Below are 18204 nucleotides of genomic sequence, written 5' to 3'. Positions count from 1 at the left end.
CGCTCATGCCTGCGCCACCCGGAAGCACGCCGCGGCGTGAGTGCCGATGCCAAGCTCTGGCCTGTCGGTCACGCAGGGCTCGTAGTGCACCGGGCATCGCGGGCCGAAGGCGCAGCCCTGCGGCAATCGGAGCAGCGATGGCGGCGAACCGGGAATGGCCGGCAGGCGGCGCGGCTTTTCACCGGTCAGCGGCGGGATCGAACCCAGCAGCGCACGCGTATAGGGATGTCGTGGGTCGGAAAACAGTTCCATGCGGCTGCCACGTTCCACCACGCGGCCGGCATACATGACCATCACCCGGTCGGCGAGTTCGGAGACCACGCCCATGTCGTGCGTGATGAAGACCACAGCCGATTTGTGCGTCGCGCGCAGCTTGCGCACGAGGTCGAGAATGCCGGCCTGCACCGTGACGTCGAGCGCCGTGGTCGGCTCGTCCGCCACCAGCAGCGCCGGATTGCAGGACAAGGCCATCGCGATCACCGCGCGCTGCCGCATGCCGCCGGAAAGCTGGTGCGGGTAGCGCGACATCGCCTCGTGCGGATTGGGAAAATTCACCTCGGCCAGCAGTTCTTCGACGCGCACCATCGCCTTGGCTTTGCTGATATTTTGGTGCGCGCGGATCTGTTCGGCGATCTGCCAGCCGATCGTGTAGACCGGCGTCAGCGCCGTCATCGGATCCTGGAAGATCATCGCGATCTCGTTGCCGCGCAGCCGCCTCAGCTCCCGCGCCGGCAGCCCCACCAATTCACGGCCCTTGTAGCGGATCGAGCCTTCGATGCTGGCGTTCGGATCGGTGATGAGGCCCATCACCGCCAGCAGCGACACCGTCTTGCCGGACCCGGATTCGCCGACGACGCCGAGGATCTCGCTTTCCTCGAGATCGAAGGAAACGCCATCGATCGCCCGCACCAGACCGTCATTGGTGCGGAAGGATACTTTGAGGTCGCGCACCGACAGTATCATGATGTCCTCAGGCGCGGATCGAGAAGGATGTAGACGAAATCGACGACCGCATTGGCGATGACCACGAACACGGACGCATACATCACCGTTGCCATGATCATCGGCAGGTCGAGATTCTGCAGCGCGTCATAAGTGAGCTTGCCGATGCCGTGCAGCCCGAACACCACCTCGGTCAGCAGCGCCGAGCCGCCCACCAGCGCGCCGAAGTCCAGGCCGAACAAGGTGACGAACGCGATGAGCGATGTGCGCAAGGCATGGCGCAGCAGGATGCGCGTCTCCGACAGGCCCTTGGCCCTGGCCGTGCGGATAAAGTCCTCCTGCAAGGATTCGATGATAGCGGCGCGCAGCACGCGCCCGTAAATGCCGATGTAGAGAATGGCCAACGTGATCCAGGGTATGACCAGCGTCAGGAACCAGCCTTTGGGATCGTCGGAGAAATTCTTGTAGCCAAGCGGCGGGACCCATGAGAATGCCCAGCTGTCGTGGTAGCGGCTCTGAGTGATCAGGTTCATCACCTCGCCCAGCCAGTAGACCGGCATGGAGATGCCGAGCAGGCCCAAAGCCATCAGCAGCTTGTCCAGCCAGCTGTCGCGGGTGGCGGCGGCAACGATGCCGATGATGATGGAGACAACCACCCAAAGGATCGCCGCCCCGAACACCAGCGAGAGCGTGACGGGGATCGAATCCATCACCGCCGGCACCACCTTCCAGCCGCGATTGACGAAGGAGGTCAGGTCGCCGGTGACGAAGATCTTCTCCATCATCTTCACATATTGCACGTAGAGCGGCCGGTCGAAGCCGAAATTGTGGCGCACCGCTTCCAGCACTTCGGCTGTTGCATTGCGCCCGGCGATGCGCGCCGCCGGGTCGGCGCCCGGCGTCGCGAAGAAGATCAGGAAGACGATGACCGAGATACCGAACATCACGAACAGCATCTGACCGAAACGGCGCAGGATGGCATAGATCATCAGTCGCGCCCCAACCGAACCTTGGAGCGCGGGTCGAGCGCGTCGCGCAGGCCGTCGCCGAAGACATTGAGCGCCATGACGGACACCGCGATGGCCAGGCCCGGCACCAGCGCCACCAGCGGCCTGGTGTAGAGCAGCGCCTGCCCGTCCTGGATGATGGTGCCCCAACTCGCGGCGGGCGGCTGCACGCCGATCGACAGGAAGGAAAGTGCAGATTCCGTCAGCATGTTCAGCGCCATCATCAACGGTACGAAGACGATGAGCGTGGTGGTGATGTTGGGCAGGATATCGCGCCACAGGATGCGCCATCCCGGCACGCCGAGATTGATCGCGGCCAGCACAAATTCGCTGTGGCGCAGTGACAGCACCTGCCCGCGTATCGGACGCGCCACATAGGGCACATAGACGATGCCGATGATGATGACCGGCAACCATAGGCTGCCGGACTCGATATCGATCGGCCCGATCCTGATGCCTTGCGCGATGGTGACGATGGAAAGCGAAATCGCCAGCAGATAGATCGGGAAGGCCCACAGGACATCCAGCAGGCGCGACAGCACCGTATCTGTGATGCCGCCGAAATAGCCTGCGATCAATCCCGCCGCCGTGCCGATGATCAGGGTGAAGATGGTGGCCGCACCGGAGATCAGCAGCGAGCTCAGCCCGCCATAGAGCATTCGGGCCATGACATCGCGCCCCTGGCTGTCGGCGCCGAGGAAATAATTGCCGAGCCGCCAGGTCGGACCGAGCGGCGTGTAGCCGAGCCCCAGCCCCTCGGTCGATTGTTCCATCACCGGAACGTCGGCGCCGTCGATCTGGATGACGGCGTCGAGCGTCGAGGCGAAGGGGTCCACGCCGGCCCACTTCGCGTAGAGAGGCGCGCTGAGGCAGGCCAGCACGATGAGGAGGAACACGGCCAGGGATGCCATGGCAGCCCTGTCCCTTGCCAGCTTCGCAAACGCGACGGCCCAGGGCCCTCGCGTCTTGCGCGGCATGGCGACGGCTTGGTTCGACACGGACGTGCCCTCCGCAGTTCGTTACTGCACCCAGGACTGGGTGATCATCCAGTTGAACTGCCGGTTGAACTTGAAATTGCCAACCCGTTTGCTGACGAAGTCAAGCCGCTTCGGCGTGAAGAGACCGACTGCCGGCGCCTTGTCCGTGACCTGCTTGTCGATTTCGGCCCACATTTTGTCTGCGGCCTTCTGGTCGGTCACGCCGAGATCCAGCGCCTTTTGCATCTTGGCGTCGATGTCCTTGTCGCAGAAGCCGGCGATGTTGATCGAGGCATCCGAACCTTCACGGAAGGAGGCGCAGCTGAACAGGATGTTCAGGAAGTCGGAAGCCGCAGGATAGTCCTTGTACCATTGGGTGACCGACATCTGCACCTTGTTGTTGGTGTTCTGGATGTAGGTGAACTGGATGTTGGACGAGATCGGCTTGACGTCGGCGACATAGCCGATGGTGGTCAGCACGCTCTGCAGATAGACGCCGATCGACCGCGAAATGGCGGTGTCCTCGACGATAATGGTCACCTTCTGGCCCTTGGTGCCCGATTCCTCAACGAGTTGCTTTGCCTTGTCGAGATCCGGCGCCGACCATTTGGCACCTGGGTTCTTGGTGAAGGGGCAATAGTCCTCATGGCCGGGGAAGTCCGGCGGCAGGATCTGACAGACCGGCGAGGCCAGCACCTTGCCACCGAACAGCTTGACCAGCGTGTTGCGATCGATCGCATAGGCAACGGCCTGGCGCGCCTTTTCATTGTCGAACGGCGCGAGACGGTTGTTCAGGGGTGCATACCACCACGCCGAAAGCGGCGAGATGTGCAGCTGGTCCATGGACTTGCTGCCAAGTTCGCCCAGGCGGTCGCTCGGCAGCGCATCGAACATCCAGTCCGCTTCGCCGTTCTGGATCGCCGTCACGGCCGCTTCCTCGGACAGGCCGAAATCATACTGGACGACATCCGGGTAGCCGTCAGGTTGCGCTTCCTCGCTCCACTGCTTGAAGTTCGGGTTGCGCGACACCGTCATGCCCTTGTTGGGGTCGAAGGCGGAGATCATGTAGGCGCCGGTGCTGGGAATGGGCTTGGAGCCCATGTCTTCGGCGGGCGTATCCGCCGGCAACACCACGGCATGCGGCAAGGCAAGCTTGTAGAGTATCTCTGCGTCGGGCTTGGTGAGATTGAGGGTGATAGTACCGGCCGCTTCATCGCCGACGACACCGCCGTCCAGCGTGCAGTTCTTGGTATCGGCCAGGCATTTGTCGGCGCCGACAATGCCGGCATAGAAGGTGCCGGAAGTCGGCCCGGAAACCTTGAAGATGCGCTGGAAGGAGGCGACGACGTCCTTGACGCCCATATCCTGGCCGTTGGAGAACTTGATGCCCTTGCGCAGCTTGAAGGTGAAGGTCTTGCCGTCATTGCTGACCTGCGGCAGCGCCTCGGCCAGATCGGGGACGATGGTGAAGCCGTCCATGCCCTCGGCCTTGCGGAAGGCCACCAGGCCGTCATAGATCGGCTGGTACATCTGCCAGCCCTGGTCGGTATAGTTGATGTGCGGATCGAGCGTTCCCGCCGCGGAGCGGGCCAGAAGGCGGATGGTGCCACCTCGGTGCTCCTTGAGATATTCAGCCTGTGCCGGAGCGAGCCACGTGCCGGCCAGCAGTGCCGCGGCTGATGCGGCCAAAAGCAGTTTCTTCATGTCTTGGTTCCCCTTTTCTCAGTTGTCGTTGTCGTCCAGGAAGTCGCCCACCACCCGCATGCACGCGTCCTGCTCTTCGACATGCGGCATGTGGCTGGAATGCTCGAATATCTCCCAGCGCGATCCCTTGATGCCGTCCTTGAAGGGCTGCACGGTCGCGGGCGTCGCCTCGTCGTAGCGTCCGGAGATGATCAGTGTCGGAACATCGACGGCCTGCAGCCGATCGATGATACTCCAGTTCTTCAGCGTTCCGATGACATGGAACTCGTTCGGCCCGTTCATCAGATGATAGACAGTGGGGTTGCGCACGACCTGGTCGAAGGTCTCCGTCACCTCCGGTGGAAAAGGCACGACCCGGCAGACATGCCGCTCGTAGAACACCATCGTCGCTGCCTGGTAGGCCGGATCTTCCGTCGTGCCGGCCTGCTCGTGCCGGGTCAGTGTCTCCTGCACGTCCCCGGGGAGGTCGGCGCGCAACCGGTTGGCCTCTTCGACCCAAAGCTTCATCGAAGCCGGCGAGTTGGCGATGGTCAGCGACTTCAGGCCATTGGGCCGCGTTACCCCATACTCGGCGCCCAGCATGCCGCCCCAGCTCTGACCTAACACATGGAAGCCTGCGCGGATGCCGAGATGATCGACGAGATTTTCCAGCTCGTCGATGAAAAGCCGTGGCGTCCAGAAATCGGCGCCTTTCTCCGGCAGCAAAGTGGAATTGCCGCAACCCAACTGGTCGTAGTGGATGACGGCGCGGTCCCGTCGGGCGAGATGCTTGTAGGCATCGACGTAGTTGTGGGCGGCGCCCGGCCCGCCATGCAGGATCACCACCGGGGGCTTGTCGGCATCGAGATCGCCAGAAATACGATACCAGGTCTCGTAACTGCCGAACGCGGCTCGTCCCTCTTTGCTAGCGACCTCTGACGACATCCCGGTTCCCATCACGTTTGAACGCATTTCGTTTCTGTCCCCGACAGCAGGCGCCTAGTTCAGCCTGGTCTGCACCCACTCTTCCAGCATCTGCACGCCGAACGCCGTGGCGCCTTCGCGGCCGAGCGGACGGTCCGCGTCGGCCATTTCCTTGCCGGCGATGTCGAGATGCACCCAGGGACGATCCTCGGTGAAATGGCGCAGGAACGCCGCCGCGTAAGGCGCGTCACCGTCTTCCATGTCCTTGGCGTGGTGCCGGATGTCAGCGAAGGGCGATTGCAGGCCCTCGTCATAGGCCTTGTCGAGCGGCAGTTGCCAGAACCGCTCGCCAACCGTTTCCCCCGCAGCGATCATCTGCGACGCGATAGCATCGTCGGTGCTGAAAAGACCTGCAAAGATCGATCCCAGGCCGCGCATCACCGAATAGGTCAGCGTCGCCAGATCGACGATCACCGACGGGTTGAAGCGCGAGGCGGCATAATAGAGACAATCGGCCAGGATCAGGCGCCCTTCCGCGTCCGTGTCGAACACCTCGACCGTCTGTCCTGACGCCGTGGTGACGATGTCGCGCGGCTTGAGCGCGGTGCCGGACGGCATGTTCTCGGCAATGCCGAGAACGCCGACGGCATGCACCGGGCTGCCTTGCCGGGCAAGCGCGATCAGCAGGCCGACCACGGCGGCCGCGCCGCCCATATCGGCCTTCATGTCGAACATCTGCTCGCCGCGCTTGATGCAGAGGCCGCCGGAGTCAAAACACACGCCCTTGCCGACGAAAGCCATCGGTTGGGAAGGAGCGCCCTTGCCGCGATAGCGCAGCACCGCGACGCGCGGCGGCCGCACCGACCCGGAACCCACGGCCAGGATCGCGTTCATGCCGAGCTCCTTCAGCCGCGATGGATCGAGTATCTCGACGTCGATGCCGGCTTCGCGCAGCGGCTCCAGATGATCGTGGAAATTGTCGGGGTGGAGATGGTTCGGCGGCAGGTTGACCAGCGTGCGCGCATATTCAACACCGTCCGCGATGGCATTGATCCGCGCCAGTGCCGGGGTCAGATCCGCGCTGCTTGCTCCGACCAGCTGTACCCGCAAGGTCCGGTCCGCTCCCGCCCCCTGGCGCCGGTTGCGCATGTCGAAACGATAGCGCCGCAGCCGCATGCCCAGCGCGACGCGCGCCAGGATCTCGGCTGCGGGCAGGTCAATGCCGTCAATGGGGTCGAGGACAAGCGTCGCGGCGCACTCGCACTTGCCTTCCAGATGCGCGGCAAGCAAACCGCCGGCGCGCGCCAGTGACAGGGCGGTTACGGCCTCGGCCTTGCCAAGGGCCAGGACGATCACGCGCCGGGCCGACACGCCCTGGGGGGCAATAAGATCGATGCACGTGCCGGATTCGGCCAAGGTGGCCGGGTCGGAGCAGGCACGCGACAGGATCCCGCTCACATCAGCGTCCAGTGCCGCTGCCCGCGGGCCAAAGCCTGTCTGGGCAGTTCGCAAGATCACGACGACAGCGGTTTCCGAGGAAATCCCGTCCGCCGTTTCAAAGACCGGCACTGGCGATTGAGGCATAGACTGGCATTCTCCCATTTGCTGACGACTCCGGCCTCGGCTCAGCGTGCATCGCTTCGCCCGCCAATGGCTAAACCTGTTGCCGGTCTCTGCCCTTGGTGGAATGGTGCCGGAGGCCCCAAAAAATCGTTTTCTGATGGCGACTTAGTCGCTCTTGCCTTTTGGGTAGCGCCGAACAGGCCAGGCGATCAAACGCCAATTTCGCCCAAGTCGATTGACAAAAACTCAACTGACAATTCATGATCGGCCAATGGCCCTACCTTCACTCAATGGCATGCGCGCTTTCGAGGCCGCCGCACGTCTCGGCAGCATCAAGGATGCAGCCGAAGAGCTGCACCTGACACCCTCGGCCATCAGCCGCCATATCCGTGCACTCGAAAGAAATCTCGGCCAGGATCTGTTCGAACGCGGCTTTCGCCAGATAACACCGACCATCAGGGGCTCCTACTATGCGCGTAGCCTCTCCGAAGCGTTCGAGGCCATCTGGCGCGCCACCGACGACGTCAGCCTCGCCGATGGCCCAAGCCACGGCAGGACCCAACGCGTCCGGGTCTTGTGCGTCCCGGCGGTCCTGAACCTTTGGCTGGCGGACCGGTTGCCGAACTTTCGCAAGCTGCATCCGACCGTGGAGCTGGAGATCTCGACGTCAGGCAAGCGCGCCAACTTCGATTTGGCCATTGTCGACGAGTTCGTCTACAAGGCCGGCCCGGCCCTGACGCTTTTGATCCCGCTGGTTCTGACGCCGGTCTGTGCGCCCTCATTGCTCGATGGGCCCGTGCCGCTGCGATCGCCCGCCGATCTGGTCAACCATCATCTTATCCACGAATGCGAGAGCATGAGATGGAAGCGTTGGCTGGAGCAGGAAGGCGTTTTGGACACGACGCCGAAATCCAGCACGACGCTGGATGACTGTACGCTCATCATGCGCGAGGCAATCAATGGCGCCGGAATTGCGCTCGCCGATACGATGATGGCGCAGGATCTGCTGCAGCAAGGCAAACTTGTCGCGCCGTTTCAGGCCCGCCATACCTATCCGGCCGGCATCTACCTGCATCAGCGCCGCAGCATCGGCAACAAGCCGGGCACCGGCCTGTTTCAGGACTGGCTGTTGTCGGAAGTCGAGGACCACAAGCGGGTCATGGCCATCGCCTAGGCGAGAAGCGGCACCCGAATTCGAATCACCAGAACTGTTGGTATCCAACAGCGGCCCACCATTGCGACCCCTCGATAATCGCCGTTCGCATTGAATATCTTTAAGGCCAAAGCCGGCAAATGGATTGCTTGTCGGTTCCCCAGCGTCAGGCTTAACCTGCACGGCTATCGCGTGGAGGCGCGTGGCCAATCAAGGGGAGGACATTGCAGTGACCATACAAGGCGCATCGCCTGACCTGTACAACGAGGATCTCGCTCCGGCCAAAGTTCGAAACTGGGGACCATTCTCGATCTTCAACGTCTGGACCTCGGACGTTCACAGCCTGTGGGGCTATTATCTCGCCGCCAGCCTGTTCCTGTTCTGCGGCGGCTTCGTCAATTTCATCATTGCTATCGGCATCGGCTCGCTGATCATCTACGCGCTGATGAACATGGTCGGTTATGCCGGCGTCAAGACTGGCGTGCCCTACCCCGTGCTCGCCCGCGCCTCCTTCGGCATCTGGGGTGCCAACATACCGGCCTTGGTGCGCGCCATCGTCGCCTGCTTCTGGTACGGCGCGCAAACGGCCGCCGCCTCCGGCGCCATCGTGGCATTGCTCACTCGCCTGCAATGGTTCGACGAATTCAACAAGACCTCGCATCTTCTCGGCCATTCCACGCTGGAAGTGATCTGCTTCGTCATCATCTGGGCGCTGCAACTGCTGATCATCCAGAAGGGCATGGAAACAGTGCGCCGCTTCCAGGATTGGGCGGGGCCTGCCGTCTGGGTGATGATGCTGCTCCTGGCCATCTATCTCTGCGTCAAATCAGGGAGCTTCGCCTTTACCAGCGATATTCCGATGGACGTGCTGCGCGAAAAGACCGCCGATGCCGGGATTCCGGGCGATCCCGGATCGTGGACGACGCTCTTCGGGGTCGCGGCGATCTGGGTGACCTATTTCTCGGCGCTCTATCTCAATTTCTGCGACTTCGCCCGCTACGCGCCGGACAAGGCTGCGCTGCGCAAAGGCAACATCTGGGGCCTTCCGGTCAACCTCATCCTGTTCTCGCTGGTCGCCGGCGTCACCACCATTGCCGCCTATGACGTCTACCACGAAGTGCTGCTGCATCCCGACCAGATCTCGGCCAAGTTCGACAGCTGGTTCCTGGCGGCACTCGCGGCCCTGACCTTCGCGGTTGCCACGCTCGGCATCAACGTCGTCGCCAACTTCGTCTCGCCAGCCTTCGACTTCTCCAACGTCTTCCCGCGTCAGATCGACTTCAAGAAGGGCGGCTACATCGCAGCACTCATCGCACTTGTGCTCTATCCATTCGCGCCGTGGGAAGGCAGTGCGGCGCATTTCGTCGGCATCATCGGCGCGACGATGGGGCCGATCTTCGGCGTCATGATGGTCGACTATTACCTGATCCGCAAAGGCGAGGTCGACGTCGAGGCGCTGTATCGCGAGGACGGCGAGTTCCGCTTCCAGGGCGGCTGGCACGTCAATGCCTTCATCGCGGCCGGCATCGGTGCCGTCTTCTCGTCGATATTGCCGAACTTCACCAACTGGCTGCCGTCCTGGTGGGGCGTCTATGGCTGGTTCTTCGGCGTGGCGATTGCCGGCATCATCTATTACGTGCTGCGCACCGCCGCCGTGGGTGCGGGCGCCAAGATAGCGAAAGCCTGAAAGTGATGCAGTAGGCAGTAGGGGCTAGGGAATACACAAACAGATTCCCTATTCCCTACTGCCAACCATCTCCGCCAATTTGCGCACCGTGTTCCAGTTGCGCGACGTGCCTATGCCCAGGCGCTTGTGATTGGCGGCCGCAAGCAGCCGCGAGCTTGGCCGTTCGCGCGAAAACACAAGCCATATGTCGCCGCCGATCAGGAGCACCTTCTCGTCCTCGGCGGCATAGGCCTGAAGCCCCGACAGGACATCTTCGGCCACAGGCTTGCGCATCACACGCACCGCGACCTGATCCCCGGCTTCCTCCGATTCGGTTGGGAATGGATTGCGCGACGCGAGTTTCTGCCAATCTCCAGCGCCACGGACAATGATGTCGACGTGGCGGTCAAAGGCCGTTTCGAAGGCGGCCTCCAGCCGCTTCTCAAGCGCGGCAGTCGCGGTCCTCTCAGCCTCGAAGACCAGATTTCCCGTCGCCACCAGCGTGCGAACATTCCTCAAGCCGAGGCCTTCCGCCATCGCCTTGAGGTCCGCCATGACGACCCGGCGCCCCTCACCCAGGATGATGCTGTAGAGGAGCGCGACATAGGTCTGCATGAGAGGCTCCGCCTGGCGGGTGCCTACACCAGGCGAGACTGTTCCACGGCAGCCTCGATGAAGCTGGCGAACAGCGGATGCGGATCGAGCGGCCGGCTCTTCAGCTCAGGGTGATACTGGACGCCGATGAACCAGGGATGGTCGGGATATTCGACCGTCTCCGGCAGCACGCCGTCTGGCGACATGCCGGCAAACACCAGGCCGCAATCCTCTAGCCGCTCCTTGTAGTCGATATTGACCTCGTAGCGGTGGCGGTGGCGTTCGGAAATCTGCGTGTCACCATAGATCTCGGCGATCTTGGAGCCCTTGGCGAGGTCGGCCTGATAGGCGCCGAGACGCATCGTGCCGCCGAGATCGCCGGTTTCCCGCCGCTTCTCAAGCATGTTGCCCTTCAGCCATTCGGTCATCAGGCCGACGACGGGCTCGTTGGTCGGGCCGAACTCGGTCGAGGAGGCATGCTCGACGCCCGCCAGCGACCGCGCCGCCTCGATGCAGGCCATCTGCATGCCGAAGCAGATGCCGAAATACGGCACCTTGCGCTCGCGCGCGAATTTCGCCGCCAGGATCTTGCCTTCGGAGCCGCGTTCGCCAAAGCCGCCGGGAACCAGGATGCCATGCACCTTTTCCAGCCAAGGCGTCGGATCCTCCTTCTCGAAGATCTCCGATTCGATCCAGTCGAGCTTGACCTTGACGTGATTGGCCAGGCCGCCATGCGAAAGCGCTTCGATCAGCGATTTGTAGGCGTCCTTGAGGCCAGTGTATTTCCCGACGATGGCGATGGTCACCTCGCCTTCCGGGCTGTGGATGCGGTCCGACACCTTCTGCCAGGGCTCCATGCGCGGCTTCGGCGCAGGGTCGATGCCAAAGGCGGCCAGCACTTCCGAATCGAGCCCTTCCTTGTGGTAGGCCATCGGCACGTCGTAGATGTGCGGCACGTCGAGCGCCTGGATGACGGCACTTTCCCGGACATTGCAGAACAGCGACAGTTTTCTGCGCTCTTCCTTGGGAATGGCGCGGTCGGCGCGAACCAGAAGGATGTCGGGCGCGATGCCGATGCCGCGCAGTTCCTTGACCGAATGCTGGGTCGGCTTGGTCTTCAGCTCACCCGCCGTCGGAATGTAGGGCATCAAGGTCAGATGCACGTAGACGGCATTGTTGCGCGGCAGGTCGTTGCCGAGCTGACGGATCGCCTCGAGGAACGGCATCGCCTCGATGTCGCCGACCGTGCCGCCGATCTCGCACAGCACGAAATCATAGTCGTCATTGCCGTTGAGGACGAAATTCTTGATCTCGTCGGTGACGTGCGGAATGACCTGCACGGTGGCACCGAGATAGTCGCCGCGCCGCTCGCGCTCGATGATGTTCTTGTAGATGCGGCCGGTGGTGATGTTGTCCTGTTGATTGGCCGAGCGGCCGGTGAAGCGCTCGTAGTGACCAAGGTCAAGATCGGTCTCCGCACCGTCATCGGTGACGAACACCTCGCCATGCTGGTACGGCGACATCGTGCCGGGATCGACATTGAGATACGGGTCGAGTTTTTTGATGCGTGCGCGATAGCCTCGCGCCTGCAGGAGAGCCCCAAGGGCCGCTGCGGCTATGCCTTTTCCAAGTGAGGAAACCACGCCGCCTGTGATGAATACATATCGCGCCATGGGAGTCATCGCTTAACGCGGCTGGATTGATTCCGCCAGAGAAAAAACCACCGCGAAGGTTTTTTCCCAAGAAGGCGTCGGACCATGATCCCGAAGTGTGGAACCCGGTTTTCTCGAACAAACGGTTTTCGTTTGTCCGGGGATCACGACCGGACAGGCTTGTCGTGAGCGAGGCAAAACAAAAGGGCCGGCTGAGCCGGCCCTTTCGGCAGGATGGCGGAAACGTCAGATGATGACGACTTTGGTGCCGACCCTGACGCGGCTGTAGAGATCCATGACGTGCTCGTTGATCATGCGGAAGCAGCCATTGGAAGCGCTGGTTCCGATCGACTGCGGCGCGATGGTGCCGTGGATGCGCAGATGCGTGTCCTTCTTGCCGTCATAGAGGTAGATGGCGCGGGCGCCGAGCGGGTTTTGGCCGCCGCCGGGCATGCCGTCCTTGTACTGCCCGTAGTGCTTGGGCTCGCGCTTCTGCATGTCGAGCGTCGGGATCCAGCGCGGCCATTCCTGCTTGTCGCCCACCGCGACCGTACCCTTGAACTGCAGGCCTTCACGGCCGACCGCGATCGCGTAGCGACGCGCGGTCGAAAACGATTCGACGAGATAGAGCCGGCGCGCGCTGGTGTCGATGACGATGGTGCCCGGCTCATAGCCGGTGAATTCCACGTCCTGCGGCACGAATTCCGGCTTCACCTTGAACGGCTTCTTGGCGTCCTTCTGGGCGAGAGCCCGGTCGAGAGCCCGCGTCTCGGGCAGATAGCTGATCGACGAGCCGGAAGAGGTGCCGCCGAACAGGCCGGCGAACAGGCCGCGGCTCGGCTGCTTCTGGCCGATGACCTCGCTACGAAGCTCACCATTGTTGCCGGTCAGAGCGACATTCATCGCTTCTGCCGGAAGCGGCTCGGCTGACTGGATTGGTGTGATCGGTTCGATCAGCTCGATGACCTTTGTGGTCTTCTTGGCCGGCTTGGCGTCAGCCACTTCGGCCGTTGTAGAAGCGCTCTTTCCCTTCTTAGCCAGGAAGGCCTGCCGTTCGGCGTCGGCCTTGGCCTTGGCCGCCTCGCGCAACGCCAGCTTCCTGGCTTCGAGCGCCTTGGTCTTGGCGTCTTCCTTGTCGGCGGCGATCTTGGCCTCGATTTTCTTGATCTGGGCGAGATCGTCCGGTGTCGGGCTTTTCTTCTTCTTGAGAGCCTTCAACTGCGCCGCATCGCTCTTGACTGCGACGTTGATGGCGTCGGTTTTGTCGACCGACTGATTGGCGGCCAAATTGGCCGGCACGCCGGCGAAAGCCGGGGAACTCAGGCCGAGTACGGCGCAAAGTCCCAGGAAAATGAAGCTGCGAAGCTGCATGGCGAAGATCCGATCGTTCAATGCTTGTTGCCCACGGCGTCGCCCGGCGTCCCCCAAGGACACCGAAAATGCCGCGTGCAATCTATAGTCGAAGAAGCGCGGATGCCTCAAGCGTGAGACCACGCTGCTGCCCGTTGAATCTTCGTGATCGCGCAGCATTTGCCGCGACTGTGTTCAAACGATCACAGGTCGCGGTTTGGACCAGATGAGGTTACTGGTTCGGGACCTGCGGTGCCGCGGGCGCCGTGTTGGTGGTGCCGTTGCTTGCCGGCGGCGTTGCACCGGAGGCGGGCGCGGTGGCCGGAGCTGCCGGCGCAGGCGTCGTCGCCGCGCCATTGCCCGACGGCGGCGTCGGGGTGGTGCTGCCGGCCGGTGCCGGGGTCGTCGTGCCAGGCAACTGGTTGAGCACGCCCTTGCCGGCGCCGTCCGAGGTCGCCGGGACGCGATCGAGAATGTCGATCGGCTTTTCGCCGTAGCGGGCAATGATCGACAAGGTCAGCGACGTGACGAAGAAAGCCGCCGCCAGGATCGCCGTTGCCCGGGTCAACGCGTTGGCGGCGCCACGCGCCGTCATGAAGCCCGATCCGCCTCCAATGCCAAGGCCGCCGCCTTCGGAGCGTTGCAGCAGCACCACGCCGACGAGGGCGAGCACGACCATGAGATGGATGACGATCAGTACGGTTTGCATAGTTTATCCTGGCAAGGCCTTGCCCGGCCGCGGACACGACCGGTGAATTGGAGGCGGCTCAATACAATGCTTTCACGGCATTTCCAAGCCCGTGGCCGGAATATGGGAAGCAACGCGCCCTTTGCAACGAATTTGGACGGGATGAGCCCCATCCTTCGTCGTGAAACTTAGCCTGAAATGCTGCGATAGGCCTCGGCGATACCCAGAAAATCGGCCGCCTTCAGGCTGGCGCCGCCGACCAGCGCGCCATCGACATTCCTGACGCCGAGCAGTTCAACCGCATTGGACGGCTTGACCGAGCCGCCGTAGAGAATGCGCATCTTGGCGGCAGCGGCGCCAAGTTTCTCCGAGAGCTTTTCGCGGATATGCGCATGCGCTTCGGTCACATCGGCCGCGGTCGGCGTCAGGCCTGTGCCGATCGCCCACACCGGCTCATAGGCAATGACGGTGTTGGATGGCGTGGCACTCGGCGGCACCGAGCCGGCGACCTGGCGCGACAGCACGTCGAGCGTGGCGCCCGCTTCACGCTGTTGCTGCGTCTCGCCGATGCAAATGATGGCCACGAGCCCGGCACGCCATGCGGCGGCGGCCTTGGCCTGGACCGTCGCATCGTCCTCGCCGCGTTGTTCGCGGCATTCGGAATGGCCGACTATGACATGGCTCGCGCCGGCGTCCTTCAGCATCTCCGCCGAGATGCAGCCGGTGTAGGCGCCGCTTTCCTTGGTGTGGCAATCCTCGCCGCCGGCATGGACCGGCGTGCGCGACAGAATCTCCGCGGCATGGGAGAGCAGTGTCGCGGGAACGCAGACCAGGGCCTCGGTCTCCGCGTCGAGCCCGCTCATGAAACCGTTGCCGATCATCCTGAGCTCGTTCAGCGAAGCGCTGGTTCCGTTCATTTTCCAGTTGCCGGCGACGAGCGGGCGAATTCCTGGCGTCATGGTCTGCTTCTCCGGGCGATATCAAGCTCTGGCCCTCACTACCAAAATCAGGCCACAAAGCAATCGACAGTGGCCCGGAAGGGCGCTATTGCGCTTGTTTCAGACTCGGCGCATGCGAAAATGCGCATAAATCGGAAGTAACGATGCTTGGTGTATTGAGAAGCGCGGCGGGTACATGGGTCGCGAAGACATTGCTTTCGCTGCTGGTGGTCAGTTTCGCCGCCTGGGGCATCTCCGGGCGGCTGATGGGCGGCTTTGCCGGCCACGATTCGGTGATAATAGCGGGTGGCACCAAGGTATCGATCAACGAATACCGCCTCGCCTATGATCGCCAGCTCGCCGTCATGTCGCAGCAATTCGGTCAGCGCCTCACCCACGAACAGGCAAAGGCGCTCGGCATCGACAACCAGGTCCTGGCTCAGCTTGTCTCCGGCGCCGTTCTCGACGAACAGGCCCGCAAGCTTGGCCTTGGCCTGTCCAAGGACCGGCTGGCCGAGCTGACGCGCGAGGATCCGGCGTTCAAGGGTCCAGGCGGCGAGTTCGACAGGAGGACATTCGAGTACATGCTGCGCCAGGTCGGCATGCGGCCAGAGGATTATCTGAAGAATCGCGCCCAGGTGGCGGTGCGCCAGCAGATCGTCGAGGCGGTCTCGGACGGCCTCAAGGCACCGGACGCTTTCTTCAAGGCCGTCGCGCTCTATCGCGGCGAGGACCGCACCGTTGACTATCTGGTGTTGCCGAAGAAGCTCGTCGAGCCCATCGAGGCACCGAGCGACAGCGTGCTTCAGGCCTATTTCGAGGCCAATAAGAAGACCTACGCCGCACCTGAGTACCGCAAATTCTCCTATGTCCGCCTCGAGCCGGTGGACATCATGGATCCGACTGCCGTCACCGACCAGCAGGTCAATGACGATTACAACAAGAACAAGGCGCGCTACACGACGCCCGAAATGCGCACGATCGAGCAGCTTGTGTTCAAGACACCGGACGCAGCCAAAGCCGCGCTCGATTCGCTCAAGGCCGGCGCCACGTTCGAAAAGCTGGTGACAGCCGAAGGCAAGACCCCGGCCGACACGCTGCTTGGCACGTTGGCCAAGGACAAGATCGCCGACAAGGCGGTTGCAGATGCCGCCTTCGCGCTCAACGCCAACGAAGTCAGCCAGGTCGTTCAGGGCGCCTTCGGTCCGGTGCTGCTGCGCGTCACCGAGATCAAGCCCGAGGTGGTGAAGCCGCTCGCCGAAGTGTCCGACCAGATCCGCAAGGACCTGGCGCTGGGCGAGGCAAGCCGCATCCTTTTGGATGTGCACGACAATTACGAAGATACCCGCGCCTCCGGCAGTTCGCTGGCCGACGCGGCCGCCAAGCTGAAGCTGAAGGACGTCACCATCGATGCCATCGATCGCAGCGGCCTCAGGCCGGACGGCTCCATCGTCAAGGACCTGCCGGAATCTCCTGCACTGATCAAGGCGGTCTTTGATGCCGAACCCAAAACCGAAAACGAAGCGCTGACCACGGCCGACAACGGCTTCATCTTCTATGAAGTCGCCTCGATCACGCCGGCTCGCGACCGCACACTTGACGAGGTCCGCCAGAAAGTCGTCGCCGACTGGACGGCAGCCGAGACCACCAAGCGCCTTGCCGCCAAGGCGAGCGAGCTCGACAAGCGGCTCAAGGCTGGTGCCACGCTCGATGTCATCGCCGGCGATCTCAAACTGGAGAAGCAGACCAAGCGCGGCCTGAGGCGCGAAGCCGACGATGCCGATTTCGGCAAGGAAGGCGCTGCCGTGATGTTCGGCGTCGGCGAAGGCGGCACCGGCTTGATCCCCTCGCCCACCGGCGACGGGCAGATCCTGTTCAAGGTCGCCGAAGTGTTCGAGCCCGCCGGAGCCGATGCCAGCTCGGTGCCGGAGGATGCGCAAAAATCCTTCACTTCCGGCATGTCGGACGATCTGCTCGACCAGTTGGTGGCGCAGTTGCAGACGCAGTATGACGTCCGCATCGACCAGGCCGCCGTTGCCCAAGCCTCGACAAGATGAGCGCGCTGAAAACCCACATCGCCAAGGTGGCGGCCGGCACCGCGCTTTCCTTCGAGGAAGCGCGCGAGGCCTTCGACATCATCATGTCAGGCGACGCGACCCCGGGGCAGATCGGCGGCTTCCTGATGGCGCTGCGCGTACGCGGTGAGACGGTCAGCGAGATTTCGGGCGCTGTCGCCACGATGCGGGCCAAGATGCTGCGCGTCGAGGCGCCCGCGGGTGCCATCGATATCGTCGGCACGGGCGGCGACAATTCCCACAGCGTCAACATTTCGACGGGCTCGGCCTTCGTTATCGCCGCCGCCGGCGTGCCGGTCGCGAAACACGGCAATCGCGGCCTGTCCTCGCTGACCGGCGCGGCCGATGTCCTGATCGCGCTTGGGGTCAAGATAGACATTCCGCCGGAGACGATCGGCCGTTGCATCCACGAAGCCGGCGTCGGCTTCATGTTCGCGCCCGCGCACCACCCGGCGATGAAGCATGTCGGCCCGACCCGCGTCGAGCTCGGCACCCGCACCATCTTCAACCTGCTCGGCCCCCTCTCCAATCCGGCTGGCGTCGTCAGGCAGATGGTCGGTGTGTTCCTGCCGGAATGGATCATGCCGGTGGCCGAGACATTGAAGGCGCTGGGCACCGAGCATGCCTGGGTCGTTCATGGCGACGGCTATGACGAAATCACCACCACCGGCGAGACGCAGGTGGCGGAACTGATCGGCGGTGAGATCCGCAGCTTCACACTGACCCCGGAAGAGGTTGGACTGAAGCGCCACACCAAGGACGAGCTGCGCGGCGGTGACGCCGCCTACAATGCCAAGGCCTTGCGCGACATGCTGGGTGGTGCTGCCGGCGCCTATCGCGACACCGTGCTGATGAATGCCGGCGCCGGGCTGGTAATCGCGGGCAAGGCGACGACGCTCGCCGACGGCATCGCGCTCGCGGCACAAGCCATCGACAGCGGCCGGGCGCTGCAGGTGCTCGACCGTTTGGTCGAAATTTCGAACGGGTGAACC

15 protein-coding genes are annotated in these 18204 nt (G+C 62.9%); 4 read left to right on the top strand and 11 right to left on the bottom strand.

Annotated elements, in window-relative coordinates:
- Positions 1-3: 3 nt before the first annotated feature.
- The 6 genes from D3242_RS25275 to D3242_RS25250 are packed head-to-tail and all read right to left on the bottom strand — an operon-like array spanning position 4 to position 7117.
- The gene (locus D3242_RS25275) at positions 4-963 is read right to left on the bottom strand and encodes an ABC transporter ATP-binding protein (RefSeq protein ID WP_038646833.1); all 960 of its coding nucleotides are present in this window, start codon (positions 961-963) and stop codon (positions 4-6) included.
- A complete protein-coding gene (locus tag D3242_RS25270) occupies positions 960-1931 on the bottom strand; it encodes an ABC transporter permease (protein WP_064985492.1) in 972 nt (323 codons plus the stop codon). Before D3242_RS25270 ends, D3242_RS25275 begins: the two co-directional genes overlap by 4 nt.
- The gene (locus tag D3242_RS25265; protein ID WP_019858159.1) at positions 1931-2947 is read right to left on the bottom strand and encodes an ABC transporter permease; all 1017 of its coding nucleotides are present in this window, start codon (positions 2945-2947) and stop codon (positions 1931-1933) included. The genes D3242_RS25270 and D3242_RS25265 overlap by 1 nt, the downstream gene beginning before the upstream one ends.
- Positions 2948-2968: 21 nt before the next feature.
- A complete protein-coding gene (locus D3242_RS25260; protein WP_038646838.1) occupies positions 2969-4630 on the bottom strand; it encodes an ABC transporter substrate-binding protein in 1662 nt (553 codons plus the stop codon).
- 18 nt (positions 4631-4648) lie between these two features.
- Positions 4649-5554, bottom strand: a complete 906-nt coding sequence (locus D3242_RS25255; RefSeq protein WP_038646840.1) for a proline iminopeptidase-family hydrolase — start codon at positions 5552-5554, stop codon at positions 4649-4651.
- Between the two features lie 54 nt (positions 5555-5608).
- Complete coding sequence (locus D3242_RS25250) at positions 5609-7117, bottom strand: leucyl aminopeptidase (protein ID WP_019858162.1); 1509 nt, start codon at positions 7115-7117, stop codon at positions 5609-5611.
- Positions 7118-7367: 250 nt separating this feature from the next.
- On the opposite strand from D3242_RS25250, the gene D3242_RS25245 reads away from it, so the two are divergent.
- A complete protein-coding gene (locus D3242_RS25245) occupies positions 7368-8270 on the top strand; it encodes a LysR substrate-binding domain-containing protein (protein WP_019858163.1) in 903 nt (300 codons plus the stop codon).
- 208 nt (positions 8271-8478) lie between these two features.
- Positions 8479-9936, top strand: coding sequence for an NCS1 family nucleobase:cation symporter-1 (locus D3242_RS25240; protein WP_038646845.1), 1458 nt, complete (start codon positions 8479-8481; stop codon positions 9934-9936).
- A 48-nt stretch (positions 9937-9984) separates the two neighbouring features.
- Here the strand turns inward: D3242_RS25240 and D3242_RS25235 are convergent, their stop codons facing one another.
- The 5 genes from D3242_RS25235 to tpiA form a co-directional block, all read right to left on the bottom strand.
- A complete protein-coding gene (locus tag D3242_RS25235; RefSeq protein WP_019858165.1) occupies positions 9985-10530 on the bottom strand; it encodes a DUF1697 domain-containing protein in 546 nt (181 codons plus the stop codon).
- Between the two features lie 23 nt (positions 10531-10553).
- Positions 10554-12191, bottom strand: coding sequence for a CTP synthase (locus D3242_RS25230; RefSeq protein ID WP_020628875.1), 1638 nt, complete (start codon positions 12189-12191; stop codon positions 10554-10556).
- A gap of 216 nt (positions 12192-12407) precedes the next feature.
- A complete protein-coding gene (locus D3242_RS25225; protein ID WP_064985720.1) occupies positions 12408-13532 on the bottom strand; it encodes a L,D-transpeptidase in 1125 nt (374 codons plus the stop codon).
- Between the two features lie 211 nt (positions 13533-13743).
- Positions 13744-14220, bottom strand: a complete 477-nt coding sequence (secG, locus tag D3242_RS25220; RefSeq protein ID WP_019858168.1) for a preprotein translocase subunit SecG — start codon at positions 14218-14220, stop codon at positions 13744-13746.
- 167 nt (positions 14221-14387) lie between these two features.
- Positions 14388-15158 carry a triose-phosphate isomerase gene (gene tpiA, locus D3242_RS25215; protein WP_019858170.1) on the bottom strand — a complete coding sequence of 257 codons (771 nt, stop codon included), beginning with the start codon at positions 15156-15158 and terminating at the stop codon, positions 14388-14390.
- A 143-nt stretch (positions 15159-15301) separates the two neighbouring features.
- Between tpiA and D3242_RS25210 the strand changes: the two genes are divergently transcribed.
- Both D3242_RS25210 and trpD read left to right on the top strand, forming a co-directional pair.
- On the top strand, positions 15302-17194 hold the full coding sequence (locus D3242_RS25210; RefSeq protein ID WP_038646847.1) for a SurA N-terminal domain-containing protein: 1893 nt from the start codon (positions 15302-15304) through the stop codon (positions 17192-17194).
- Positions 17191-18201 (top strand): anthranilate phosphoribosyltransferase, encoded by a 1011-nt coding sequence (trpD, locus tag D3242_RS25205; RefSeq protein WP_038646849.1) that lies wholly within the window; start codon positions 17191-17193, stop codon positions 18199-18201. The genes D3242_RS25210 and trpD overlap by 4 nt, the downstream gene beginning before the upstream one ends.
- Positions 18202-18204: the final 3 nt, after the last annotated feature.

This window comes from Mesorhizobium jarvisii, assembly GCF_003601985.1.
In the GTDB taxonomy this organism is placed as follows: domain Bacteria; phylum Pseudomonadota; class Alphaproteobacteria; order Rhizobiales; family Rhizobiaceae; genus Mesorhizobium; species Mesorhizobium jarvisii.
Note: the sequence above shows the minus strand (reverse complement) of the source record. Positions and strands in the feature narration are given on the sequence as shown.